The sequence below is a fragment of the uncultured Altererythrobacter sp. genome (assembly GCF_913057185.1).
GTDB classification, from domain to species: domain Bacteria; phylum Pseudomonadota; class Alphaproteobacteria; order Sphingomonadales; family Sphingomonadaceae; genus Erythrobacter; species Erythrobacter rubellus.
Genome location: NZ_CAJXNK010000001.1, coordinates 822,568 through 845,987, shown reverse-complemented (window position 1 = coordinate 845,987; position 23,420 = coordinate 822,568). Strand labels below are relative to the sequence as shown.

The following is a 23,420-nucleotide window of genomic DNA, read 5'->3' as shown; positions in this document are numbered from 1 at the left end:
AAGGCAATGACAGATTCTGCAAAGCGGTTCGGCGTGATCGGGTACAAGGGACGGATGGGCCGCGCTTTGGCAGCTGTGATCGCGGAGGCCGGCCATACTATGCAGATTGGTGTGGATGCCGGCGGCAATCCGGTACCGTTAGCGACGCAATGCGATGTGCTTGTCGACTTTTCCGCACCCGAAGCGCTGCAGGAAAATCTCGACGCAGCCAAGACCGCGCGTATCCCGATCCTGGTCGGGACAACAGGGCTACAACAAGACCATTGCGTAATGCTGGCAGAGGCTGCCGATACCATCCCTGTGCTGCAGACGGGCAATACCTCGCTGGGCGTAACGCTGCTCGCGCATCTCGTGCGCGAAGCTTCGGCGAAGCTGGGCCAGGGCTGGGATATCGAGATTCTGGAGATGCATCACCGGGCCAAGGTTGACGCACCATCGGGTACGGCCAAGCTGTTGGGCGAAGCGGCAGCCGAAGCACGCGGGGTTTCCCTGTCCGATACCATGGACAGCGGGCGACATGGGCAAACCGGCGCACGGCGCGAGGGTGCGATTGGTTTTGCAACCCTGCGCGGCGGGACCGTGGCTGGGGAGCACAGCGTTATCTTTGCCGGCAATGAAGAGCGCATTACGCTGTCGCACACCGCAGAGGACCGGATGATCTTTGCCCGCGGTGCAGTGCGCGGTGCGGAATGGCTGATCGGCAAAGCGCCGGGCCGTTACACCATGGCGCAAGTGCTGGGGCTCTAATCGAACCACCATGACGAAAGACCAGATTTTTGAGTTCTTCCGCCGCTTGGCCGAAGACAATCCCGAACCAGAGACAGAGCTGGAATATGGCAATGCCTATCAGCTGGTCGTGGCCGTAGCGCTATCCGCGCAAGCCACCGATATCGGGGTGAACAAGGCAACGCGCGCGCTGTTTCAGAAGGTGAAAACGCCGCAGCAAATGCTCGACCTCGGGCTCGACGGATTGATCGAGCACATCAAGACCATCGGGCTGTTCAATTCCAAGGCAAAGAACGTGATCGCACTCAGCCAACTGTTGATTGACGATTATGGCGGTGAAGTGCCGGACACGCGCGAAGATCTGGTGCGGCTGCCCGGTGTGGGTCGCAAGACCGCCAATGTCGTGCTCAATTGCTGGTTCAAGCAGGAGACCTTCGCGGTCGATACGCATATCCTGCGGGTTGGCAATCGCACGGGATTGGCCAAAGGCAAGACGCCAGAGAAAGTGGAAGAGAAGCTAGAAAAGCGTGTACCGCAACCGTTTCGCCTACACGCACATCACTGGCTGATCCTGCACGGCCGCTACACCTGCAAAGCGCGCACGCCCGAATGCTGGCGATGCCAATTGGTTGATCTTTGCAGCTTCCGCAAGAAAGTGCTGGAGAAACCGAAGGGGCGTTGATCTGGCGCGCCATTTACCAAGTCTGCGCGCAAGGTCCACAATCATCCCCCTGGACGAAGGGCGGATTGCCCATGATTGGCCGCATTATTCTCGCCGCGGTTTCCGTCACTGTTGCGAGCGCCACTGCCAGTTCAGCTCATGCGCAGGCCGCAGCTGAAGGAGCTGTGGCGCTGGCACCGGGCGGGCGTCAAGCGGGCTAGGCAACGCAGTTCGCGGCAGTATCAACGGCGCCACGATCCGGGTCAGTGGGCGGCTACGTAATTCGGCTTCTGCGCGGTGCAAGCTGAATTGCCCGGGAGACGAGCCCGCGGCTCCTGAAGAAGCACAGTTAGAGGCGGTTGGCCCCGAAGAGGAGCTGCCTACCGAAGAGCCAGGCAAAGCCGATGAAACAGCCCGGCCTGAAGCCGAAGCTGCCGAACCCGACTAGGCCCTAGACATCATCCGCGCTGATCATTTCGGCACGGTCAATCTCGTTCGTCAGGCTGGCAACAGTCGTTGCCACTGCCGCGTCACCACTGACATTGGTGGTGGTGCGCATCATGTCCATGATCCGGTCAACGCCCGCCACGAAAGCGATCGTTTCGAGCGGCACACCCACAGCGCCAAACACGAGAGCCATCATGATCAGGCCAGCGCCCGGAATGCCGGCTGCGCCGATTGCGCCAAGTGTCGCAAGGATCGAAATGAGGAAATAATCGCCCCAGCTTAGATCCACACCGAAGATCTGCGCCCCGAATAGTGTTGCGAGCCCCAGATACATTGCGGTGCCGTTCATGTTGATCGTCGCACCCAATGAAATCACGAAACTGGCAACCGAATTGCTGATCCCCAGATTGCGCTCGGCGCAGCGCAGCGTCACCGGCAGCGTGGCGTTGGAGCTAGCAGTCGAATAGCTGACAGCGATCGCATCCACGATCCCGCGGAAGAAATCGATCACAGGCAGTTTGGCGATGAATTTGATCATCGAGGAATAGATCAGACCAATGATGAGCAAACAGCCGAGGTAGTTCAGGAACACCAGCTTGCCGAGTGCGCCAAGCGCGTCCAGGCCAAGCGTGCCGGCCACCCAAGCCATCAGCGCAAAGACACCGAACGGCGTTAGCTCCATCACAATCATCGTGACTTTCTGCATGATGACCGCACCGGAATCGAAGATCCGCTGAACCGGTTCGCCTTCTTCCTTCGCCATCAGGATACCAATGCCGAGCAGCAGAGAAAACACGATCAACGGAAGTACGTTGACGTCCGCCATTGTCTGAACGGGGCTCTGGGGGACGATGCCCAGCAACATCTCGCGCCAGCTCGTATCGTTCGGTGGGGGAACGGCTCCCATATCGATAGAGGAAGTATCAACGCCCGCCCCTGGCTGCATAAAGGTGCCAAGGCCAAGGCCGAGCCATACAGCCATCTGGCCTGTCACAACGAACAGCAATAAGGCGCGCCAGCCGACGCTGCCGAGCTTGCGCAGATCGCCAATGCTGGCCACGCCCGCGACCAGACTGAAAAAGATCAGCGGGACGACCAGCATCTTGATGAAAGCGATAAAGATATCGCCAATGATCTTGATACTTTCCGCGCCCGGCCCCCAGAACCAGCCAGTCAGGGTGCCCAGGATCAACGCGCCAATCACGCGCTGCCAAAGTGGAATTGCAAACCAGGCTTTCATGAGCGCCCCTCTCGTTGTGTTTTATGCCAGCGCGGCTTGCGCAATGCGTGCGTAAATACGGCTTAGCGTGTCGAGGTCAGCCACTGCAACCGCTTCGTCGCGCTTGTGCATGGTGGCGTTGCAAAGCCCGAACTCGATCACCGGGCATACAGCGCGCAGGAACCGCGCATCGGATGTGCCACCCGTAGTCGAGGCTTCGGGCTTCAGACCCGTTTCGGCCTCAACCGCTTGTGAAATGATGTGGGAGAAAACTCCCGGCGGGGTCAGGAAGGGTTCGCCGGAAATAACCGGCCGCGCGGTACCGCCGTGCTTCGTTGCAATCTCAACCACGCGCTTCGAAAGCGATGCGCCCGAATGCTGATCATTGAAGCGGATTGAAATGCGTGCCTTGGCCTTGGCCGGAATGACGTTGTGCGCGCGATTGGGCACATCGACTTCGGTGATTTCGAGATTGCTTGGCTGAAACCAGTCCGTGCCGTCATCAAGATGCAGCTTGTTAAGCTCGGACAAGATTGTGACCATGCGCGGCAACGGATTGTCGGCCAGATGCGGATAGGCGACATGCCCTTGTGTGCCGTCGACCTCGAGCCAGATATTGACCGAGCCGCGTCGTCCGATTTTCATCATATCGCCCAACTGATTCACGCTGGTCGGCTCGCCCACCAGGCACAGGTCAGGCTGAATGCCTTGCTCGTGCATGTAATCGATCAAGGCGCGTGTCCCATGCAGCGCGGGGCCTTCTTCATCACCGGTGATGATGAAACTGATCGTTCCGGACTCTGGCGGGACATCGGCGACCGCCGCAACCATCGCTGCGATCGCGCCTTTCATGTCCACCGCGCCGCGTCCGTAGAGCAGATCGCCGCGAATTTCAGGCTCAAACGGCGCGCTCGCCCAACCTTCACCCGGCGGTACAACATCAACGTGCCCTGCGAAGGCGAAATGCTTCGCGCCTTCCGGTCCGTGCCGGATGGCGAACAGGTTTTCGACCGGTGCCTCGTCTAATCCTTCCTCGCCATCGCCGCGCGTGAAACGGTGCACGGCAAAACCAAGCGGCGTCAGCATCTGCTCCAACACATCGAACACTTCGCCCCTTGCTGGCGTTACGCTCTGAGCGCCGATCAGCCGCTGCGCATAGTCGAGAGCAGCGCTCATCGGCGATCCTCGACTGGCAGGGGGCCGGGCGCAAAGGCGCTCTCCAGCAGTTCCGCGATACGAATGCCCGCTTGCTGCACCCGGCGGCGCGCTACCGGCCCTGCTTCGACAATGTCATCCTGCGTCAGTGCGGTTTCACTGGGCAAATCGCTCGCGCAGGGATCATCCACATCGAAGGCATTGGGGTAGACTATATCACGCGAAATCTGCCAGCTTTCGCGGCCCCAGTCCGCCGGGGTTCCTCCGCCCAGTTCTTTGCGTTCCTCAGCCGAATAACGCCGCAGCACCTTGTCCGGCCCGGTAGTGATGGCGCGTTCTGCCAGTGGGCCATCCCAGATCGAATGCAGATTGCGGTCCGGCACAATTCCATAATCGGTCACGCGGTCATTGCCGCCGCGGTCATCCTTGTCGCCCGAATGGAGCGGCATGTGAATATCGCCTGCGAAATGCACCATGAAGGCAAGTGCTTCGAGGCGAATATGCGCGGGCAGCCTTTCATCTGCCAGAATGCGATGGCTGCGTTCGATCTGCGCCGTCACACAGTTCCCGCCCGAACAATTGGCGCGCGGATTGTATGCTTCGCAAATCGGTGTCGTGCGATAGTGCCAGGCTGCGGTATAACCCCAGCGCCACAAGGTGTTGCGCACACAATCGGGCCAAACCGAAGCCTCCGCGATCGTGCGTATCCGGCATTCAGGCGTGCCCAGCATAGCCTCTTGTCGCAAGAGTTCGTTGATCTTGGCGCGAGTTTGCGGGCTGACATTGGCGTAGGCGATGTCTGCCGTCACACCATGCGCATAAAAACCCCAGGCTCCGGCCTGCACAGGAGCGACAAGTAACGCCAGCGCCGCTACCAAGCTACCGATGGCGCGCTGCATCATTCGCCGACTGTCTCGTATTGTTCGATCACCCATTCTTCATTCTCGGAAGCAGAAATCCATTCCTGCGTCCACTCATGCTCCCAAATGGCTTCCATATAGGCTTGCGCGAAGCCGGGAACGCCAATGCCATAGGTTATGAAGCGAGAAACGATCGGCGCATAGAAGATGTCAGTCGCGCCATATGTGCCGAAAAGGAAGGGTCCGCCGCTGCCATGGCGAGATCGGGCCTCTGCCCACAGTGATAATATCCGCACAACGTCTTGCTTGGTTTCATCGTTGACCGACTGCAATTCGAACCGGCGGCGTACGTTCATCGGCAATTCGCGGCGAAGCGAACCGAACGAGCTGTGCATCTCTGCCACAATAGCCCGCGCCATTCCCCGAGCGCTTTCGTCCTTGGGCCAGAAGCGGTCGCGGCCAACCTTGTCGCTGAGATATTCCATGATCGCGAGACTGTCCCACACAACAGTGTCTCCATCCCACAGGATCGGAACCTTGCCATGCGAGGGCATCATCCCGCCATCTTCGCTTTGTTTCTTCTGCTGCCATTCCTCACCGAACATCGGGACGATGATCTCTTCGAAATGGAGCCCTGATTGTTTGGCCGCCAGCCAACCGCGCAAGGACCAGCTCGAATAATTCTTGTTGCCGATAATCAGTTTCATGAATGCTCCACCTTGCGCTTGAATGCTCGCTTGCCCTAAGTGTTCATTTATTCGCTGTCGAGCCTGAACAGGCTGGGATGCGCAAAAAGGAGCATTTGTCAGATGTCATTGCGCCCATTTCACTTGGCCTTTCCGGTCGACGATCTTGCCGCAGCGCGCGATTTTTATGGCAGTGTGATGGGGTGTGCGGAGGGGCGCAGTTCAGACGAATGGATCGACTTCGATTTTTACGGACACCAGATCGTCACGCATCTCGCACCGGGGCAAGCAGGAGACCGTGCCAGCAATCACGTTGATGGGCTCGGTGTGCCTGTGCCGCATTTCGGCATCGTACTGACGATGGAGGATTGGCAGGCGCTGGCGGATCGTTTGCGCACCGCAGGAACCGAGTTCGTGATCGAGCCAACTGTGCGCTTCAAAGGCCAGCCGGGCGAACAGGCAACGATGTTCTTTCGCGATCCAGCAGGCAATGCATTGGAGTTCAAAGCCTTCGCGGACGATGCCCAGTTATTCGCAAAATAGCCGGTTTGCGACCTAGCTGTCGGCCCAATCAGCGCCCAGCGCATCCTCAATCACTGCAGCGCGTAATTCAGCAATCCCCATGCCCTTCTCACTGCTGGTCACGTGCACTCGCGGGAAAGCCGCGATGTGTTTCTTCGCTTCTGCCGACACGGCAGCAACCGTCTTGTCGAGCTCTGACTTCTTGATCTTGTCCGCCTTGGTCAGGACGATGCGATAGCCGACGGCGCTTTCATCGAGCATCTTTATCATCTCGCGATCGACGTCTTTCAGCCCGTGGCGGCTATCGACAAGCACAAGATTGCGTTGCAGCACCTGGCGCCCGCGCAAATAGTCGCGAACGAGCCGCTTCCATTTCTCGACCACTTTGGGTGGAGCCTTGGCGAAACCATAGCCGGGCATGTCAACCAGACGGAACAATGTGGGTTCGCCAACTTCAAAGAAATTGAGTTCTTGCGTGCGGCCCGGCGTCACCGAAGCGCGCGCAATCGCCTTGCGCCCGGTCAGCGCATTCAGAAGCGAGCTCTTGCCAACATTGGAACGCCCGCAAAAGGCGATCTCCGGCACAGTCGGTTCAGGCAGGAACTTGAGCTGGGGGGCAGACAGCAGGAAGTCCACACGCCCGGAAAACAGCTTGGACGCTGCCCGTTCGCGGTATTCCTGCGCTTTCTGCTCCTCCGGGCTCACTGCCTATTTGCCTTCGCGCGCTTTGGTTCGCTCTTGCTCGGCCTTGTCCTTCTCTGCCTGCGCCCGCAATTGCGGATGCTTGGAATAGAGATATTTCTGCTGCGCGAGTGTGAGCAAGTTGGACGTTACCCAGTATAGCAGCAGTCCAGCCGCGAAAGGTGCCATCACGAACATCAGGATCCACGGCATGAAGTTGAAGATCTGCTGCTGAACCGGGTCCATCGCAGTCGGGTTCAACTTGAACGTTGCCCACATGGTAATGCCCAGCAACACGGCCAGAACGCCAATTCCAAGGAAACCCGGTGGGTCAAACGGCAACAAGCCAAACAGGTTCAGGATCTTTGCCGGATCGGGCGCAGACAAATCTTCGATCCAAAAGATAAAAGGCTTGTGGCGCATTTCGATCGCAAGGATCAGTGCCTTGTAAAGCGCGAAGAAGATCGGGATCTGGATCAGCAGCGGCAAACAGCCGGCGAGCGGGTTGACCCCCTCATCCTTGTACAGCTTCATCACCTCTTGCTGCTGCTTCTGCTTGTCGTCCTTGTAGCGATCCTGGATCGCCTTCATCTTCGGCTGAACAGCTTTCATCGCGGCCATGCTGGCGAATTGTTTTTGCGCAATCGGGAACAGGAGACCGCGAATAATGACCGTCAACGCGATAATCGCGACACCGAAGTTACCGAGGAATTCGTACAGCGTACGCAGCAACCACAGCATCGGTTTCACGAACCATTCGAACCAGCCCCAATCGACCGCTTTGCCGAAATTCTGGATCCCCAGATTGTCGCGATAACTATCGAGCAGCGCGCTTTCTTTGGCACCTGCGAAGAGCTTTGACGAACTGGTCACGCTGCTACCCGCAGGCACCGTCACCGGCGCGTAAATCAGGTCTGCACGGAAGATGTTGTTGCCGAGCGAACGGTACCCGGCTGTGGCATCGCCGCCCTCGCCAGGGATCAGCGCACCGAGCCAATAGATATCGGAAAAGCCCAGCCAATCTGGCGCACCGCCTTCAGGTGTGTGCGTGCCATCTTCGATCAGATCGTCATAGTCAGGACCATATTCGATCGTGTCACCAAACCCACCCATCGGGCCAGCATGCGCAATAAAAGTGCTCGCACTGGCGGTCGCCGAAGTACGGTTGATCAAACCAAACGGGCGAACCACAATCGGACCAGCACCGTTGTTGGACACCGCCTGCTGTGCAGTGATCATGTAGTTGTCATCGATTGACAGCGTGATGGTGAAAGTCTGCCCTTCACCATTGTCATGCGTCAGCGTGACCGGGTTATCAGCCGTCAGAGCTTCTCCTGAAGCCTGCCAGACAGTGTTGGCGGTTGGCAGCGTTACGCCCTGCCCGACCCAGCCGAACTGGGCGAAATACTGTTCCGGCGTGCCTTGCGGCGCGAATAGCTGAACCGGGCCGCTGTCTTCATCGACAATCGCACGGTGATCTTTCAGCTCGATATCGTCGATCCGCGCACCGACCAGATTGATCGATCCTTCGACGCGCGGTGCAGCAATGCGGACACGTTCGGGCGCAGCAAGCGCGGTGGCCAAATCCACAGGTGCAACGGACGCCGCAGTGCCTGTTTCAATGCTGCCCGGAGCGGTAACAGTGGCTGGCGCTTCGTTCCCGGTCGCGACCACTTCGGTCTGTCCCGAAAGCGAGGCTTGCGGATAGAAATACCGCATGCCCAGGTCCCAACCGAGGATGAGCAGGCCGGAAAGTGCTACCGCGAGCAATAGATTACGCTGATTGTCCAAGATGAATGTCCGTGCGTCTGAAAATCAATGGCGTCTTATATAGGTATTACAGTGGCGCGTTCTAGGGTACTGGATCATACCCATGCCCGCCCCAAGGATGGCAGCGCATTAGCCGCTTTGTTGCCAACCATCCACCCTTGATCGCACCATATTTGCTAAGCGCTTGAATAGTGTACTCGCTGCATGATGGAGCGTAGCGGCAAGTCGGCGGCAATATCCGGCTTGGGCCCCATTGCCAGGCCCGTGCGATAAATATGAAAACATGCTTCATTTGCGCTGATCCTTGCGATTGGCCCTGCGTGCGCGACGCCGCGGTGGATCGCCTTTGCCGGCCCTTGCCCGTTCCAGCGCATCGTTCAGCTCTTCGGTCAATTGGGTGAAGTCCCGCTCAATCGCGCCATCGCGCGCGATCAGCACATGGTCGTGATCGGGCAGGCCTTTGTCGGGAAGAGCCGCCCAAAGCAATTCGCGAAAGCGCCGCTTGATCCGGTTGCGTACCACGGCATTGCCGACCTTCTTTGTGACTGTAATGCCGTAACGCTTGCCCTTGCCGCCATTGGGCTGAGCCAAAAGCACGAAACCGGGGCGTGCTACGCGCAGGCCCCGGTTCGCAGAAAGAAAATCGGCGCGGCGACGCATCACCGCGATTTTCTGAGTGTTAGTCGATGCGCTTACGCACAAAGGTTCTTGCGACCACGCTTGCGACGCGCGCGCAGGACCTTGCGGCCACCGGTGGTTGCTTTACGTGCGAAGAAGCCGTGACGGCGGGCACGTACGAGATTGCTGGGCTGAAAAGTCCGCTTCATATCGTCCTCGAATTCAAAAATCTGCTGCCCGTTCCGAGCACCAATAAAAAGGGCCGCCTGATCGGGGCGACCGGAAACATGGCGCGCGGTTAGGCGATGGTCTGCGATGAGTCAAGATATATGCTGCATAGCGGTATGCATCGCGCGTCCGGCCCACAACCCTCGACAACAATATAAAATCCATCCACTACTTTATCGAATTCAAGTATTGGGGGCATGTAATTGGTCGCTCTTGTAAATACCGTTGCCTATTTGGGCCTCGAAGCACGTAATGTAGAAGTGCAATGTCAAGTTGCGCCCGGCCTCCTCCGCTTCATGATTATGGGCCTGCCGGACAAGGCAGTGAGCGAAAGCCGCGAAAGGGTTCAGTCCGCACTTTCCGCCATGGGGCTTGCGCTGCCGCCAAAGCGAATCACCATAAATCTTTCGCCCGCAGACCTTCCCAAGGACGGATCACATTATGATTTGCCCATTGCGCTTGCGTTACTCGCGGCGATGGGCGTGACCGATGCAGAGCAACTGGCGGAGCTATTGGCGATTGACCCAGCGCAGTGGTGATAGTGCGACTAGCTGGCCGCGCCCTTACGGGTCTCTTGCAAATTAGTCACAGAGCCAGAGGTCATACGCTCCAGCGCAATGAAGTCTGGATGGTCCGGACGCTTGCCGACATTCTGCCGCATTGTGAACCATAAGTCCTCATACGTTAAGGTACGCCCATCATGCGCCAGAATCGAAACCGGGCCTATAGGCAACCGGTCCCGTTCATCGACCAGAACCGGGTTCTCTTCAAACTCGGCGCCGTATTTCTGGCCCCATTGACGCAGGGCAAGCATTGCCGGCAGCAAGTCGAAACCTTTTTCTGTCAGACGATATTCGATCTTGCGGCGATCATCCGCGCAAGGTTCGCGCTTCAGAATCCCATGTTTAACCAGCTTGGCGAGTCGGCTCGAAAGAATGTTGCGGGCGATCCCAAGCTCGCTCAGGAATTCTTCGAAATGATGAAGGCCGTTAAAGCTCGCTCGCAGGATCATGAAGGACCAACGTTCCCCCATTACTTCAAGCGCTTGTGGCAGACCACATTTCAGCAGCTCGCTTAGTGGTTCTCTCAATTCGCCCATAGATCAGCCCTCTTCCCGAAACCTATCTAGCGCGGTTTTGCCGATGCCGCAAAAAGATATAAGTTTTTAGTTGCAACCTGAAACCTAATAACATAAGTAGTGATTCGCTACTGGTTTTGATTCGAAACCTGATCGCAGAAAATTGAACACAAATAAAGGAAGCGACGATGACCCTCTCTCTCAATCGTTCAAATCGTCTCGGTATTCTCGCCCTTGCTCTGGCCTATACAGGCGTAACATTTGGCGCGCTCACTTCACCGGCTCCGGCCTTGGCGGCCAATGACGGCCCATATTATGTAGCTGAACTGGCTGCCCCGGCCAGTGAAAGCCGCACTGTGGCTGGTGGCGTTGCCTGGTTCTGCGAGGGCACCACGTGCCGCGCTGCCAAAGGCAATTCAAGCCCGCTGCGGATTTGCCGTGGCTTGCAGCGCGAGTTCGGCGAAGTAGTGAGCTTTACCGCCAAGGGCGAGACCCTGGCCGAAGACAAGCTGGCTCGCTGCAACGGCGAATAAGCAGCTCCCCATCCCCTGCCGGACCCTCTCCAAGAACCGGCATTCTCCAAACCCTCGGCCTCCCCCAAGGCCGGGGGTTTCTTTTTGCCTGCTAGATCAGCCCGCGGCTGGCCAAATCTTCCTCAAGCAGGGCTGCATCAGCAAAATGATGCGTTTGCCAGCCAAGCGCATTCGCTGACGCGATATTGGCGGGATTGTCATCAATGAACAGCATTGCGCCTGCATCTGTCCCAAAGCGTTGCTCGGCCAAATGGAAGATCGCTGCATCAGGTTTCACCAACCTCTCTTCGCCGGACACAACGATGTCGCGGAAATGATCAAGCACCGGCTCAGTCGGGCGGAATTGCTGCCAAAACTCTGCGCCGAAATTGGTGATCGCGAATAGCGGCACATCGCGCGCTGCCAACCGCCGAATCAAATCTGCCGTCCCAGGCACAGGTCCCGGAATCGTGTCGAGAAACCGGTTGGCATAGGCATCGATCAAATGGGCATGGTGGGGAAATTGCGCCTTACGCTCTGGCACCATCTCTGCCAACGGACGCCCTGCATCATGCTCGAAGTGCCAATCTTCGGTCACAACATTCTCGCAGAACCAGTCCAGCTCTTGCTGATCGTTAATCAACTGCCCGAACAGGTGCCGCAGATCCCATTGCACAATCACCCGACCTACATCGAAGACGACCGCTTCCACCTGTTTTCTCAATTCATTGCTCCCCAAACAGCAACGGCCCGCACTCCGGCTTGGAGGCGGGCCGATGATGTTGCTCGATCACCGTTAGGCAACCGGCCAGCTATCGCAAACTAGCCCTGACGAGCCTTGAAGCGACGATTGGTCTTGTTGATGACATAAGTCCGTCCGCGGCGGCGAATAACACGGCAATCGCGGTGACGGCTTTTCAGCGACTTGAGGCTGTTACGGATCTTCATGGTTCAAAATTCCAAAAGTAAACGCGCCGGAGATGCCCCCGACGCGGCCTGTTCGTTGGGCGCCCGTTAGCGTGCGAACAGATTCGGGTCAAGCTTAACCCCCCAATTGCGAAAGCTTTCGTTCCCACGCCAAAGCATGTTCGATGATAGTATCCAGATTGTCATACTTGGGCGTCCAGGGAATGGTCGCTCGTACGCGCGCGGGGTCGGAAACGAGCGCAGGGACATCTCCTACCCGGCGCGGCAATTGCCGGCGTTCGATTTTGGTCTGTGCAACCCGGTCGACAGCATCAAGAACTTCGAGGACTGAAAAGCCGCGACCGTATCCGACATTCATAGTCAAAGAGCGGTCAGGTTCTGCAATCAATGCCTCCAAAGCCAGGACATGTGCCGACGCCAGATCGCTGACGTGGATGTAATCCCTCAAGCCGGTTCCATCCGGGGTCGGATAGTCATCGCCAAAAACAGCCACATGGTCGCGCTTGCCCAGCACTGCTTCGACCGCAACTTTAATCAAGTGGGTGGCGCCTTCGGTTGACTGGCCACTGCGCCCCTGCGGATCGGCTCCGCAAACATTAAAATAGCGTAAAACGCAATGGTTTATCGGATGGGCCTTGCTGACATCGTTGAGGATGCGCTCAGTCATCAATTTACTCATGCCATATGGATTGACCGGCATTAGCGGGTCATCCTCTGTCAGCGGTTTGACCTCGGGCTCGCCATAGACGGTCGCGGTTGAACTAAACAGGATATGGTCAACCCCCTGCTGCAACGCATTCTCGATCAGAGTGCGGCTCTTCGAAGTGTTGTTGTCGTAATATTTAAGCGGGTTTTCGACTGATTCAGGAACGATGATCGAACCAGCAAAATGCATGATCGCCTTGGAACCTTGCTCTGCGACAATGTGTGCGAGCAATTCGGCATCTACGATATCGCCTTCGTACAGCGGCACACCGCCCGGGATTGCGAAGCGAAATCCGGTTGACAGATCATCAAGGACGGCCACGTTCCAGCCGGCATCGAGCAAAGCGAGCACAGCATGGCTGCCAATGTATCCGGCACCGCCGGTCACTAATACGGGGACTTTGCGTGGGACTGTCATTCCATAGCCGTTAGCAACTCGATCACCGGAAGCACTAGCAAATTATAACACCTCGCTCAGATTCGCACGCTAGGCGCAACACCGAAGGCTGGCATGAGGATAGTGAGGCAGCTACAAGCTGCAACAAAGGAGAGCACTATGGCTCAAATGGTTCGCAATTCTTTTGTCGCTCTGGCCCTTGCAGGATTGGCTGCGTGCGCGTCGATCCCGGCCCCCAGTCCGGTAGAGGTCACTCGCTTCCATGATGCAGCAGCGCTACCTGTTACGGAAACTCGAACGGTCTTCATCGCGATTGCGCCGGGCGCAGAGAAAAATGCGCCTGAGCTGTCGCCATACAAATCTGCCGTGGCGCAAGAGCTGTCTCGGCTGGGTTACAGTGAAGAAAGCGCCGATCAGGCAATGTTTGTTGCCCAGGTCAGTGCGGACAGTTTTCGAATTGGCGAAGATGGCGGCAAGCGTGGTCCAGTCAGTGTTGGTTTGGGCGGCTCGACCGGATCCTATGGTTCGGGCGTTGGCCTGGGTATCGGCATCAACCTCCGCGGTGGAGGTTCGAACGAACGCATTGGCCACGAAATGCGTGTCATGATCCGTAACAAAGAAACCAATCAAACCATCTGGGAAGGCCGTGCGCAATTCACAGCCTCGCCCAAGTCTGAATTCGTCAGCCCCGCGCAAAGCGCGACGGTCCTCGCTGAAGCGCTCTTCAGCGAATTCCCCGGCAACAATGGTGAAACCGTAAAAGTAAAGGCTTCTGAGTGACCAACATATCTATCGACGCCGCATTCGACAGCGGGAATATCGAAGTCCTTTCGATTGATGGCGCATGCGCGAAGCTTGCGATCCGGCCGGATAATATGAGTGAATTCGCACAGTGGTTTCACTTCCGCATAGCAGGCGCAGCAGGTGAAGCTCTGACGCTCAAGATCACCAATCTCAACAATTCTGCCTACACCGGTGGCTGGCCGGATTACGACGCATGTGTATCGGAAGACCGCGAATATTGGGCGCGGGCTTCGAGCAATTTCGACAAGGACGAAGACAACGGCACGCTAACAATCAGCTATACACCTGCCAGCAATCTAGCGTGGTTTGCCTATTTCGCGCCCTACTCGATGGAGCGGCACTATGATCTGGTAGCGGAAGCAGCTGCGTGCGAAGGCGTAGAATACCTCCGTCTGGGTGCGACACTTGATGGCCAGCCAATTGATTGCCTGAGGATGGGTGAAGGGCAAGCCGAAGTTTGGTTGACCGCGCGCCAGCATCCCGGCGAAACGCAAGCCGAATGGTGGATGGAAGGGGCGCTGGAATGTCTGACCGATCCGACCGATCCGGTGGCGCTTGCACTACGAAAACGCTGCCGCTTCCATATTGTACCGAATTGCAATCCCGACGGATCACGCCGCGGTCATTTGCGCACAAACGCGCTGGGCGTAAATCTCAACCGCGAATGGCACGAGCCGACTGCGCAAAGCTCGCCTGAAGTCCTCGCAATCCGCAATCATATGGACGAAACCGGTGTCGATTTCGCGATCGATGTGCATGGCGATGAAGCCATTCCCGCGGTCTTCCTGGCTGGTTACGAAGGCATTCCCAATCTGACCGAGGATCATCTGGAGGGATACAACAGCTATCAAGCGATCCTCGATCGGCGCACGCCCGATTTCCAGACCAAGTTGGGCTATCCCAAGGCTGCACCCGGCAAAGCCAATTTGTCGATGTGCACAACACAAGTCGCGCACCGGTTCAAAGCCACCGCGATGACGCTGGAAATGCCATACAAGGATCTGGCTGACGCGCCTGAACCCGAACAAGGCTGGAGCCCCGAACGCTGCAAACTTCTGGGACGTGAATGCATGGCCGCGCTTCTAGAGTGGTTGGACCGCAAAGGCTGAGCGTTGACTCACGCCAGCGTGACCGATGAGGCGTTCGACGGCATCTTTGCCTATATGGGCCGCGAAGAACGCAAATTTCGCGACAATCCACTAGGCAATGTTAGAAAGGCGCTTGGCGACCTCTTTTGATAGATCAATCGTCAGACAGGCTTGCGGGGCCAAATGCCCGCGGAAGCAGCTCGGATAGTCGGGTCTCGACCACATCATCTGAACCCGCGCAGTAAACTATCGGATCGGTTGCCCCCAACTCGGCCAACTCGTTCAAGACCTGCCTGCACCGCCCGCAGGGGGTTACAGGCGCATCGGTATCGCCGATGACCGCTATTTCGTCCAAGCCGCCGCGATGACCATCATCCATTGCCTTCACGATTGCGACGGTTTCCGCACATAGCGTCAGGCCATAGCTGGCATTCTCGATATTGGTCCCTGTCACCACGGTGCCATCCGCAAAACGCAGCGCCGCTCCAACGCGAAACTTGGAATAGGGCGAATAGGAATTCTCCAGCGCCCGTTTCGCCGCAGCGATCAGGCTGTCGCGATTATTGTCTTCACTCATAGTGCGCTTTCCTTCACGGCTGGACCACAACCCATTCTACCGGCACATCTGAAATCTCGCTGCGGCGCGCGGTATTGGCTGTCCATAGCAACCAGGGGCGCCCGGCATAGCGCGGCTGAAACCGGTCGCGGACCAGCCACAAATCGCGCTCAATCCGGCCAGCCAATCCATAACGGGCTTCGAACTCTTCGGAGATGCGCAGGATCACGGGTTTGCCCGAATGCATTTCAACCTGATTGATGAACGTCAGAAGCTCGCTTTCCAACGCCGCGTCGCTGACGGGTGTCTCGCAGTCGTCGGCTACCCATTCAAGCGCAATGGCAGGCGGCAAAAGATCGGGATCGCGCGGTACCATTGTGACAAAGTTGGCCGATTGCCCGTCTGCACCGCTGCAGGGATCAAACCGGTGCACACCGCCGGACAAAAGCCCTGCGCGCCGGGCGGAGGCCAGATTTGCGGCGAATTGTGCGTCCCTTTGGCTCGTTCCCGCACTGGCTTCCAGATAGGCAAAGCTAGCACCCAAAGCCCGTGCCGTATCGAAACCCACATGGCCATGACGCTCACCGACGGAGATGCCTTGTTCGGAAAATGTCGCCTCGTCTGGTGCGAAATGCTGGATATCCCACCAATACCAGATGGCGAAACCCGCTAGTCCCAGAAGGCCAAGCGCGAGAAGCCGGACCCACCATCGATGCTGCAAAGGCTTGCGCTTGCGGTCCATCCTAACCCTTGATGTGCAATACGCAGATCAGCGTGAAGAGCCGTCGCGCAGTTGGAAAATCAGTCTCGATCTTGCCATCAAGCCGCTCCAGCAACAGCTCGGCTGCCTGGTCATGAATTCCGCGGCGCGCCATATCGATCGTCTCGATCTCACCAGGCGTGGCTTTGCGGATCGCTTGGTAATAACTGTCGCAAATCGCAAAGTATTCGCGGATCGGCCGCCGAAAACGCGCCAGACCAAACAGCAGTGTCTCCAGCATCTCCTCCGCCTCGTCACGGATTTCCATCAGCAAGCGACCGTCCTGCACCGACAGCTGCAATCGGAAAGGTCCGGATGCGCCGCGCTGGGCACTGCGGATGGGCTTGAAACTGTTCTCTTCAATGAGATCATAAATCGCCACACGGCGCTCTTGTTCGATATCTGCATTGCGCCAGATAATCGTCTCTTCATCGAGAGCGACATGCGCGATGCGGTAGTCGGCAGAGGAATCGGATGGCTTGGCGGTCATGACGGATATCGCCTTCGCAGATGCAGCGCATAAGTTTCAAGCATTTCGACAATCCATCCACGCTATCCACAAGGCTGTGCGCCAATTTTGCAATCAATCTGCATCATTGCCTCTTGCCTTCTAACCCTGCCAGCGCGCAATGAACATGCATGTCGACCAGCGATATTCTTGAGCGGCCAGGAGCCAATGCAACAAAATCTGCCCGCCTCCCCGCAAACATTGAAGCGGAGGCCGCCTTCCTCGGCGCAGTTCTGATCGACAACCGCGTGATCGAGGAATTGCAAGCTCCATTACGCCCAGACCATTTCTTCGAGCCGCTGCACGAACGGATTTACGAGCGCATTCTCAAGCTGCTTGAGCGCAATGCGACCGCGAGCCCTGTCACACTCAAGCCCTATTTCGAGGCTGACGAGGCACTCAGGGAGCTGGGCGGAACGACCTATCTCGCCGGGCTGACGCAAGACGGATTGGGATTGCTGGCGGCAGGCGAGTTAGCGCAGCAGATCTATGATCTCGCATTGCTACGCGAACTAGTCAGCGTCGGGCGCGGGCTGGTAGAAGGCGCGCTCGACACCAGCGACGATGTCGCGCCGATGGAGCGCGTGGCAGAAGCAGAAGCCCAGCTATACAAGGTTACTGAAGGCGCGGCGACGGGCAACGAGGCTTCCAGCTTCCGCAAGGCCGCGATGGAAGCCATCAAGATGGCCGAAGCCGCGATGAATTCGGGCGGCGGCCTGTCAGGCAAGACAACCGGCCTGGAAGTGATCGATCGGAAAACCTCGGGCCTTCACAATTCGGATCTTGTGATCCTCGCTGGTCGGCCGGGCATGGGCAAAACATCGCTGGCGACCAATATCGCTTTCAATTGCGCAGAAGAGCATTTGAAATGGCAAAGCGACGGCGGCGAATTCCAATATGGCGCACCCGTGGCGTTTTTCAGTTTGGAGATGAGCGCGGATCAGCTCGCGACGCGTATTCTGGCCGAGCAGGCAGAGATCAGCTCTGAATCGCTGCGCAGCGGCAAGTTGACGCGTGACGAGTTCCAGAAACTTTCCTTTGCCAGTCAGCGATTGGCGGAACTTCCTTTATACATCGACGATACCCCCGCGCTGACAATTGCCGCGCTGCGTACCCGCGCGCGCCGGATGAAGCGCAAACACGATATTGGCCTGATTGTGGTCGACTACCTCCAGCTGCTGCAAGGCTCTGGCCGCGCGAATGACAACCGGGTCAATGAAATCTCTGAAATCAGCCGGGGTTTGAAAACGCTTGCGAAAGAGCTGAGCGTGCCAGTGATTGCACTATCGCAGCTCAGCCGTGCGGTTGAGCAACGCGAGGACAAGCGCCCGCAGCTTTCGGACCTGCGCGAATCCGGTTCAATCGAGCAAGACGCCGATATGGTGTGGTTCATCTATCGCGGTGACTATTACCACCTCTCGTTAAAGCCGGACACGCCCGATGGTAGCTCTTCCGAAGACGCGAAGCAAAAATATCGCCAATGGGAAGAAAAGCATGAGGAGCTGGTAGGCCGAGCCACTTTGATTGTCGCGAAGCAGCGTCACGGCTCAACCGGTAATGTGCCGCTGCATTTCCAGGCCGAGATCACAAAGTTCACTTCGCCCAACATCCGCGATTATTCGGACTGGGGTGAAGGCTAAGCCAGCTTACAACCCAAGATTGAGCCTGCGCGCGACTGTGTAGTCGAGCACTGAGACCAGAAACCACGACAATCGCCAACGGATACGATTGATCAAGCTGCCGCGCTCGCCATGCCATTCCTGAGTGATCGGCACGGAACCCTTGGTCATATGCTCGATAACCTCGCGCATCTTCGCAGCAAGTCCGGCATCTTTCACGCGCACCATCAGCTCGAGGTTGAGACGGATTGAACGCAGGTCAAAGTTCGCGCTGCCGAAATAGGTAACATCATCAACCACCAGTAATTTCATATGCAGTTTGCTGGCGTCGAACTCATAGATCTCGACATTGTCGCGCAGCAGCGCTCCGTAAAGTGCGCGCGATGCGCCAATCGTGGTCGTGTTGTCAGACTTGCCCGCGGTTATCAGCCGCGCCTTCCCTTTGCGCGAGACCATGCGGATCAATCGCCTGATGCTCCGCGGAGGAGAGAAATAGGCCATGACCAGATTGAGACGCTCCGCCTGGGCCAGATCCTGCTTCACGATTCTTGCCCACGCACTAGTGATCTTCGATGGGCCACCGAGCAGGAGCTCCACATCGCCCCCGTCTTCATGCCAATCGCGTACCATGCGGCGGATTGCAAAGAATTGGGAGCCTCCATTGCCGACCCATTTTTCCAGTTCGGCAAACCATTCGACAAATCGGCCGACGGCCGCTCCTTCAAGCGCGACGCCCAGATCACACCAGCCGTTTTCCTTCGGAGTCGCGAAGTAATGGTCAGAGACATTGAAACCACCAGTGATAACCCGTTCATCATCGGCGATCACGAATTTCTGATGATTGCGAATAAGGTAGCGCACATTCCAGCGCGACTGGAACACGCTAACCTTTCCGCCGGCACGAATGATCGGATCCATGAAACTTTGCGGAGCATCGCTGCCGAAGGCATCGATAATCAGATGCACCTGCACACCGCGCTGCGCGGCCCGGATCAATGCGCCCCGCACTATCGTGCCCGAGTGATCCGCCTGAAACATGTAGAAACACATTTTGAGCGAAGTCGTGGCACTGTCGATCAGCGCAATGAGCCCGTCCAGCCGCTCTTGCCCTGACAACATGAAACGCAAGTCATGGCCTTTGGCTTGTACCGCGAAACCCGGCAGATCGCGGTAATCAACCTCGGGATCAGGATTGGTCAGTGTTCCGCCAGGTTCGGTCATTGCGTTCACTTTAGCCAAAGGCGGGCCGTTTGTGCAATTTCTTGACTCAATGCGCCGCGCAAACTATCTGGCGCGCTTCCCCGCAAACCTATTTGCATGAGAGGCCTTCATGGCACGCGTTACCGTTGAAGATTGCGTAGACAAGGTTCCGAACCGTTTCGATCTCGTTTTGCTGGCTGCCCAGCGCGCCCGCGAGATTTCCGGCGGTGCAGAAATGACCATTGATCGCGACCGGGACAAGAACCCCGTTGTTGCTCTGCGCGAAATCGCCGAGCAGACCATCAAGCCGAAAGAACTGCATGAAGCGATTGTGACCAATCTGCAGAAGATTTTGCCTGATGACGAAGACGAGGCCGATGATATCGGTTCGTTGAGCCAGTCGGCTGAGGCGATGCGTATCACGGCCTCCGCGCCGACGCGGACCAATTCGATTGCGACCGATTTCGACGGCTGATTTTTCAGCTACTCTGGTTACGAAGAGGCCGCCCCGCAACGGGCGGCCTTTTTGTTTGCGCGAAACCTGCTTATCATTGTTCCCGCGTTCGAAATGCAGGCAGGGGACTGATGAGCGACATTACCGAAGCGTTAGGAACAGCGGCTGAAGGCAGACTGCTCGCTAGAGCTATATCGAGGGAAGGCACGCCAATTGAGAAAGGCCACTTTGCCGAAGGGGCATGCCTCAATTGCGGTACAGAGCTGACCGGCAAGCATTGCCAAGAATGTGGCCAGAAGGCGCACTTGCGCCGCACGATAGGAGCATTTTTCCATGACCTGCTGCACGTTTTCATACTCATGATCCTGCTGCTGTTCTTCCAGGTTCTACTGCTGCTTGGTGCATTTTGAATTAGAAAAAGGCGCCCGGATTGCTCCGAGCGCCTTTAGATAATTCAATTGAACGGCGGGTAGGGTGCTATGCCCCCTGAGGTGCTGCACCACCTTCGCCACCGAACTTCTTGCCGGCCTTCGGAACTGTAGATCCGGAAGTCGGCGCAACAGGTGTCGGGCCGGAAGGGTGATCGGGACGATCAATCTTGCCGTTCTTCATCAGCTGATCGATCTCTTCACCGGTCAGCGTTTCGTATTCGAGCATAGCTTGCGCAAGCAGGTGCAACTTGTCTTCCTGACTTGTCAGTATTTCAGTCGCCCGCTTTAACCCGCCTTCGACCAATTCCTTGATCTCTGCGTCGATCATCTTGTTGGTCTCTTCGCCGGACATCGTGCGCGCGGTCTGCCCCATACCAAGATAGCCTTCCTGGCTTTGCTCGTACTGGAGCGGACCAAGCTTGTCCGACATTCCCCATTTAGTGACCATATTGCGCGCCAGATCAGTCGCATACTGGATGTCGCCAGAGGCGCCGGACGAAACCTTGTCGTGCCCGAAGATGATTTCTTCAGCCACGCGTCCACCCATGGCAACCGCCAGGTTCGCGTGCATCTTGTCGCGATGGTATGAGTAATTGTCCCGTTCCGGCAGGCGCATCACCATGCCCAGCGCGCGGCCGCGCGGAATAATCGTCGCCTTGTGAATCGGGTCAGATGCCGGCTCATTGATGCTGACCAAAGCATGGCCAGCCTCATGATAGGCCGTCATCTTCTTTTCCTCATCAGTCATGACCATAGAGCGGCGCTCTGTGCCCATCATGACCTTGTCTTTGGCGTCTTCAAACTCCTGCATCGCAACAAGTCGCTTGTTGCGTCGCGCAGCCAATAGAGCCGCTTCATTGACGAGGTTTGCAAGGTCTGCGCCTGAGAAGCCCGGCGTACCGCGCGCAATTGTGCGGGGGTTCACATCGGGAGCCAGCGGTACTTTCTTCATGTGCACGCCGAGAATCTTTTCGCGGCCATCGATGTCCGGAATGGGCACAACAACCTGACGGTCAAAACGGCCCGGACGCAGCAATGCGGGGTCCAGGACATCGGGACGGTTGGTTGCGGCAATGATAATGATGCCTTCATTGGCTTCAAAACCATCCATCTCGACCAGCAGTTGGTTCAGCGTTTGCTCGCGCTCATCGTTCGAGTTGCCAAGGCCATGGCCACGCGAGCGGCCGACCGCATCAATTTCGTCAATGAAGAGGATACATGGCGCGTTCTTCTTCGCCTGCTCGAACATGTCGCGCACGCGGCTCGCGCCGACGCCAACAAACATTTCTACGAAGTCTGAACCTGAAATGGTGAAGAAAGGAACGCCTGCTTCGCCTGCGATCGCGCGGGCCAGCAGGGTCTTACCGGTACCAGGGGAACCGACCAGTAGCGCGCCTTTCGGGATTTGACCGCCAAGCTTGGAGAAACGCTGTGGATCCTTCAGAAATTCGACGATTTCTTCGAGCTCTTCACGCGCTTCATCAATGCCGGCAACATCGTCAAACGTGACCCGCCCCTGCCGCTCTGTCAGCATCTTGGCTTTGGATTTGCCGAAGCCCATGGCTCCGCCGCCGCCGCCTTTTTGCACTTGCCTCAAAGCGAAGATCGCAATGCCGAGGATCAACAGGAAAGGCAGCGAATTGATCAGGATATAAGCGAAAATGCCCATCTCCTGCTTTTCTGCCCCGGAATATTTTACGCCATTGTCATCCAATAGAGCTGTCAAACCGGGATCATTCGCCACGGGAATCGTGCTGAAAGTCTCATTGTTCTTCATCACACCGGTAATGCGATCCGGCGCGACCTGAACTTCCTTGACTGTCCCCTCGGCAACTTTCTCACGAAATTCCGAGTATGCGATTGCCGTTCCCGCCGTTTGGCCAGTGTTGCTGAACATCGAAACAGTCAGCAGAAGCGCCATGAATATGCCGCCCCAGATCATCAAAGTCTTGATCATCGGGTTCGGCCTCTCAGGGCCTTGGCCGCCGTTCGAGTCGCGTGGATCGTTCTGGTCGCTCATCGGACAAAGATTCCTTTCGTGCCGCCTAATGTAGGCGCGCACAGGTGAATGGCAAGATAACCGCGCCTCATTGATTTGATACGGTTAGCTGGCACCTTTGGTTGCATAGGCACGCAAGAAAACTTTTACAGCGTTCTCCAGGCGCGCGTGGTCGACCTCTTCGTCGAGATCCATACCGAAACGACGCTCAAGATCGCCCATCCCTTTGACCATCGAAACGAATTGTTCCGCAGCGATGGAGCAATCGTCAATATCAAGCTCTCCTGAACCGACCAGGCTCTCGAGCAAAGCTGTGAAGGCCCCTTTCATCCGGTAGGGCCCGGCATTCAGAAACGCTCTTCCAATTTCGGGATCTCGCTCCGTTTCGGCGGCTACGCGCCGGTCAAACCTGACCAGTTCGGGACGGGCAAGAAACTCGCTCATCCCGGCACCAATCAAGGTCAATCGCTGAGCCAAAGACCCCGCAGAATTCAGGTCTATCGCAAATAGGCCGCGCAGGCGTTCACATTCATGCTCAACAGCCGCACCGAATAGAGAGCGTTTGTCGCCAAAGTGGTTGTAAACCGTAACCTTTGAAACCCCGGCGTCTGCCGCGATCTGTTCGATTGAAGTTGCTTCATACCCGATATCGAAAAAGCTCCGTGCCGCTGCGGCAACCATCGCTTCGCGCTTGGCAAGATCGGCCGGGCGCCCACGCCCCTTCGGCGCAGTAATATCTGCGCACACGGAACTCGCTGGCTCTTTGTCAGTTGACAAGCTAAATGCCTCCGTTCAATTAAACGTTACCG

The 23,420-nt window shown here is 57.2% G+C and carries 30 protein-coding genes and 1 pseudogene; 12 read left to right on the top strand and 19 right to left on the bottom strand.

Translation table 11 applies throughout. The features are described 5' to 3' along the window. Positions 1–6: 6 nt before the first annotated feature. The 3 genes from dapB (at position 7) to QZ487_RS04240 (ending at position 1,608) form a co-directional block, all read left to right on the top strand. Positions 7–747, top strand: a complete 741-nt coding sequence (dapB, locus tag QZ487_RS04250; protein ID WP_296023459.1) for a 4-hydroxy-tetrahydrodipicolinate reductase — start codon at positions 7–9, stop codon at positions 745–747. A 10-nt stretch (positions 748–757) separates the two neighbouring features. Further along, the gene (nth, locus tag QZ487_RS04245; protein WP_296023457.1) at positions 758–1,408 is read left to right on the top strand and encodes an endonuclease III; all 651 of its coding nucleotides are present in this window, start codon (positions 758–760) and stop codon (positions 1,406–1,408) included. A gap of 71 nt (positions 1,409–1,479) precedes the next feature. Beyond that, positions 1,480–1,608, top strand: a complete 129-nt coding sequence (locus QZ487_RS04240) for a hypothetical protein (RefSeq protein ID WP_296023456.1) — start codon at positions 1,480–1,482, stop codon at positions 1,606–1,608. Between the two features lie 230 nt (positions 1,609–1,838). Here the strand turns inward: QZ487_RS04240 and QZ487_RS04235 are convergent, their stop codons facing one another. The 4 genes from QZ487_RS04235 to QZ487_RS04220 are packed head-to-tail and all read right to left on the bottom strand — an operon-like array spanning position 1,839 to position 5,775. Beyond that, a complete protein-coding gene (locus tag QZ487_RS04235; protein ID WP_296023454.1) occupies positions 1,839–3,074 on the bottom strand; it encodes a dicarboxylate/amino acid:cation symporter in 1,236 nt (411 codons plus the stop codon). 21 nt (positions 3,075–3,095) lie between these two features. After that, positions 3,096–4,229, bottom strand: coding sequence for a succinyl-diaminopimelate desuccinylase (gene dapE, locus QZ487_RS04230; RefSeq protein ID WP_296023453.1), 1,134 nt, complete (start codon positions 4,227–4,229; stop codon positions 3,096–3,098). After that, positions 4,226–5,110 carry a S1/P1 nuclease gene (locus QZ487_RS04225; protein ID WP_296023452.1) on the bottom strand — a complete coding sequence of 295 codons (885 nt, stop codon included), beginning with the start codon at positions 5,108–5,110 and terminating at the stop codon, positions 4,226–4,228. The genes dapE and QZ487_RS04225 overlap by 4 nt, the downstream gene beginning before the upstream one ends. Further along, positions 5,107–5,775 carry a glutathione S-transferase family protein gene (locus tag QZ487_RS04220; RefSeq protein WP_296023450.1) on the bottom strand — a complete coding sequence of 223 codons (669 nt, stop codon included), beginning with the start codon at positions 5,773–5,775 and terminating at the stop codon, positions 5,107–5,109. Before QZ487_RS04220 ends, QZ487_RS04225 begins: the two co-directional genes overlap by 4 nt. Before the next feature lie 102 nt (positions 5,776–5,877). Between QZ487_RS04220 and QZ487_RS04215 the strand changes: the two genes are divergently transcribed. After that, on the top strand, positions 5,878–6,297 hold the full coding sequence (locus tag QZ487_RS04215; RefSeq protein WP_285976524.1) for a VOC family protein: 420 nt from the start codon (positions 5,878–5,880) through the stop codon (positions 6,295–6,297). A gap of 12 nt (positions 6,298–6,309) precedes the next feature. Here QZ487_RS04215 and yihA read toward each other — a convergent pair whose 3' ends face one another. The 5 genes from yihA to rpmH form a co-directional block, all read right to left on the bottom strand. Then, entirely contained in the window at positions 6,310–6,981 is a 672-nt protein-coding gene (yihA, locus tag QZ487_RS04210) for a ribosome biogenesis GTP-binding protein YihA/YsxC (RefSeq protein WP_285976523.1), read from the bottom strand. Between the two features lie 3 nt (positions 6,982–6,984). Further along, the gene (gene yidC, locus QZ487_RS04205) at positions 6,985–8,748 is read right to left on the bottom strand and encodes a membrane protein insertase YidC (RefSeq protein ID WP_296023449.1); all 1,764 of its coding nucleotides are present in this window, start codon (positions 8,746–8,748) and stop codon (positions 6,985–6,987) included. A gap of 61 nt (positions 8,749–8,809) precedes the next feature. Further along, positions 8,810–9,019, bottom strand: coding sequence for a membrane protein insertion efficiency factor YidD (gene yidD, locus QZ487_RS04200; RefSeq protein WP_296023447.1), 210 nt, complete (start codon positions 9,017–9,019; stop codon positions 8,810–8,812). Further along, positions 9,016–9,387, bottom strand: a complete 372-nt coding sequence (rnpA, locus tag QZ487_RS04195) for a ribonuclease P protein component (protein WP_285976520.1) — start codon at positions 9,385–9,387, stop codon at positions 9,016–9,018. The genes yidD and rnpA overlap by 4 nt, the downstream gene beginning before the upstream one ends. A gap of 32 nt (positions 9,388–9,419) precedes the next feature. Continuing rightward, entirely contained in the window at positions 9,420–9,554 is a 135-nt protein-coding gene (rpmH, locus tag QZ487_RS04190) for a 50S ribosomal protein L34 (protein WP_067602413.1), read from the bottom strand. A gap of 222 nt (positions 9,555–9,776) precedes the next feature. Between rpmH and QZ487_RS04185 the strand changes: the two are divergent. Further along, positions 9,777–10,079: pseudogene (locus QZ487_RS04185) on the top strand (magnesium chelatase domain-containing protein); the annotation flags it as partial. Positions 10,080–10,120: 41 nt separating this feature from the next. Here the strand turns inward: QZ487_RS04185 and QZ487_RS04180 are convergent. Next, the gene (locus QZ487_RS04180; protein WP_296023445.1) at positions 10,121–10,672 is read right to left on the bottom strand and encodes a helix-turn-helix domain-containing protein; all 552 of its coding nucleotides are present in this window, start codon (positions 10,670–10,672) and stop codon (positions 10,121–10,123) included. Positions 10,673–10,839: 167 nt separating this feature from the next. Here QZ487_RS04180 and QZ487_RS04175 point away from each other — a divergent pair, with 167 nt between their 5' ends. After that, on the top strand, positions 10,840–11,184 hold the full coding sequence (locus QZ487_RS04175; RefSeq protein ID WP_285976518.1) for a hypothetical protein: 345 nt from the start codon (positions 10,840–10,842) through the stop codon (positions 11,182–11,184). A gap of 91 nt (positions 11,185–11,275) precedes the next feature. On the opposite strand, the gene QZ487_RS04170 is transcribed toward QZ487_RS04175, so the two are convergent. The 3 genes from QZ487_RS04170 to galE form a co-directional block, all read right to left on the bottom strand. After that, positions 11,276–11,875: an HAD-IA family hydrolase gene (locus QZ487_RS04170; protein ID WP_285976517.1), complete on the bottom strand. Its 600-nt coding sequence runs from the start codon at positions 11,873–11,875 to the stop codon at positions 11,276–11,278. A gap of 110 nt (positions 11,876–11,985) precedes the next feature. After that, positions 11,986–12,111 (bottom strand): type B 50S ribosomal protein L36, encoded by a 126-nt coding sequence (gene ykgO, locus QZ487_RS04165; RefSeq protein WP_006833921.1) that lies wholly within the window; start codon positions 12,109–12,111, stop codon positions 11,986–11,988. Between the two features lie 94 nt (positions 12,112–12,205). Continuing rightward, positions 12,206–13,213 carry a UDP-glucose 4-epimerase GalE gene (gene galE / locus QZ487_RS04160; protein ID WP_296023442.1) on the bottom strand — a complete coding sequence of 336 codons (1,008 nt, stop codon included), beginning with the start codon at positions 13,211–13,213 and terminating at the stop codon, positions 12,206–12,208. A 138-nt stretch (positions 13,214–13,351) separates the two neighbouring features. Here galE and QZ487_RS04155 point away from each other — a divergent pair, with 138 nt between their 5' ends. Genes QZ487_RS04155 through QZ487_RS04145 form a run of 3 tightly spaced genes read left to right on the top strand, consistent with a single transcriptional unit; the run spans position 13,352 to position 15,234 of the window. Beyond that, the gene (locus QZ487_RS04155; RefSeq protein WP_296023441.1) at positions 13,352–13,972 is read left to right on the top strand and encodes a DUF4136 domain-containing protein; all 621 of its coding nucleotides are present in this window, start codon (positions 13,352–13,354) and stop codon (positions 13,970–13,972) included. Further along, complete coding sequence (locus QZ487_RS04150) at positions 13,969–15,105, top strand: M14-type cytosolic carboxypeptidase (RefSeq protein WP_296023439.1); 1,137 nt, start codon at positions 13,969–13,971, stop codon at positions 15,103–15,105. The genes QZ487_RS04155 and QZ487_RS04150 overlap by 4 nt, the downstream gene beginning before the upstream one ends. Positions 15,106–15,108: 3 nt before the next feature. Continuing rightward, the gene (locus QZ487_RS04145) at positions 15,109–15,234 is read left to right on the top strand and encodes a DUF4197 family protein (protein WP_296023438.1); all 126 of its coding nucleotides are present in this window, start codon (positions 15,109–15,111) and stop codon (positions 15,232–15,234) included. A gap of 4 nt (positions 15,235–15,238) precedes the next feature. Here QZ487_RS04145 and QZ487_RS04140 read toward each other — a convergent pair whose 3' ends face one another. From QZ487_RS04140 to QZ487_RS04130, 3 genes are read right to left on the bottom strand one after another with little or no spacing between them, the layout of a single operon-like run. Further along, positions 15,239–15,661 carry a cytidine deaminase gene (locus QZ487_RS04140; RefSeq protein WP_285976512.1) on the bottom strand — a complete coding sequence of 141 codons (423 nt, stop codon included), beginning with the start codon at positions 15,659–15,661 and terminating at the stop codon, positions 15,239–15,241. A 13-nt stretch (positions 15,662–15,674) separates the two neighbouring features. Then, entirely contained in the window at positions 15,675–16,382 is a 708-nt protein-coding gene (locus QZ487_RS04135) for a glycoside hydrolase family 25 protein (protein ID WP_296023435.1), read from the bottom strand. 1 nt (position 16,383) lies between these two features. Then, positions 16,384–16,890 carry a UPF0262 family protein gene (locus QZ487_RS04130; protein ID WP_285976510.1) on the bottom strand — a complete coding sequence of 169 codons (507 nt, stop codon included), beginning with the start codon at positions 16,888–16,890 and terminating at the stop codon, positions 16,384–16,386. 149 nt (positions 16,891–17,039) lie between these two features. On the opposite strand from QZ487_RS04130, the gene QZ487_RS04125 reads away from it, so the two are divergent. Further along, positions 17,040–18,548 (top strand): replicative DNA helicase, encoded by a 1,509-nt coding sequence (locus tag QZ487_RS04125; protein ID WP_296023431.1) that lies wholly within the window; start codon positions 17,040–17,042, stop codon positions 18,546–18,548. 6 nt (positions 18,549–18,554) lie between these two features. Here the strand turns inward: QZ487_RS04125 and QZ487_RS04120 are convergent, their stop codons facing one another. Next, entirely contained in the window at positions 18,555–19,748 is a 1,194-nt protein-coding gene (locus tag QZ487_RS04120) for a phosphatidylserine/phosphatidylglycerophosphate/cardiolipin synthase family protein (protein ID WP_296023430.1), read from the bottom strand. A 109-nt stretch (positions 19,749–19,857) separates the two neighbouring features. Here QZ487_RS04120 and rpoZ point away from each other — a divergent pair, with 109 nt between their 5' ends. Both rpoZ and QZ487_RS04110 read left to right on the top strand, forming a co-directional pair. Next, a complete protein-coding gene (gene rpoZ, locus QZ487_RS04115) occupies positions 19,858–20,202 on the top strand; it encodes a DNA-directed RNA polymerase subunit omega (protein WP_285976507.1) in 345 nt (114 codons plus the stop codon). Positions 20,203–20,312: 110 nt separating this feature from the next. Next, positions 20,313–20,591, top strand: a complete 279-nt coding sequence (locus QZ487_RS04110; RefSeq protein ID WP_367114429.1) for a hypothetical protein — start codon at positions 20,313–20,315, stop codon at positions 20,589–20,591. 67 nt (positions 20,592–20,658) lie between these two features. Here QZ487_RS04110 and ftsH read toward each other — a convergent pair whose 3' ends face one another. Next, positions 20,659–22,632, bottom strand: a complete 1,974-nt coding sequence (gene ftsH, locus QZ487_RS04105) for an ATP-dependent zinc metalloprotease FtsH (protein ID WP_296023429.1) — start codon at positions 22,630–22,632, stop codon at positions 20,659–20,661. 84 nt (positions 22,633–22,716) lie between these two features. Beyond that, positions 22,717–23,388 (bottom strand): TetR/AcrR family transcriptional regulator, encoded by a 672-nt coding sequence (locus tag QZ487_RS04100; protein WP_296023427.1) that lies wholly within the window; start codon positions 23,386–23,388, stop codon positions 22,717–22,719. Positions 23,389–23,420: the final 32 nt, after the last annotated feature.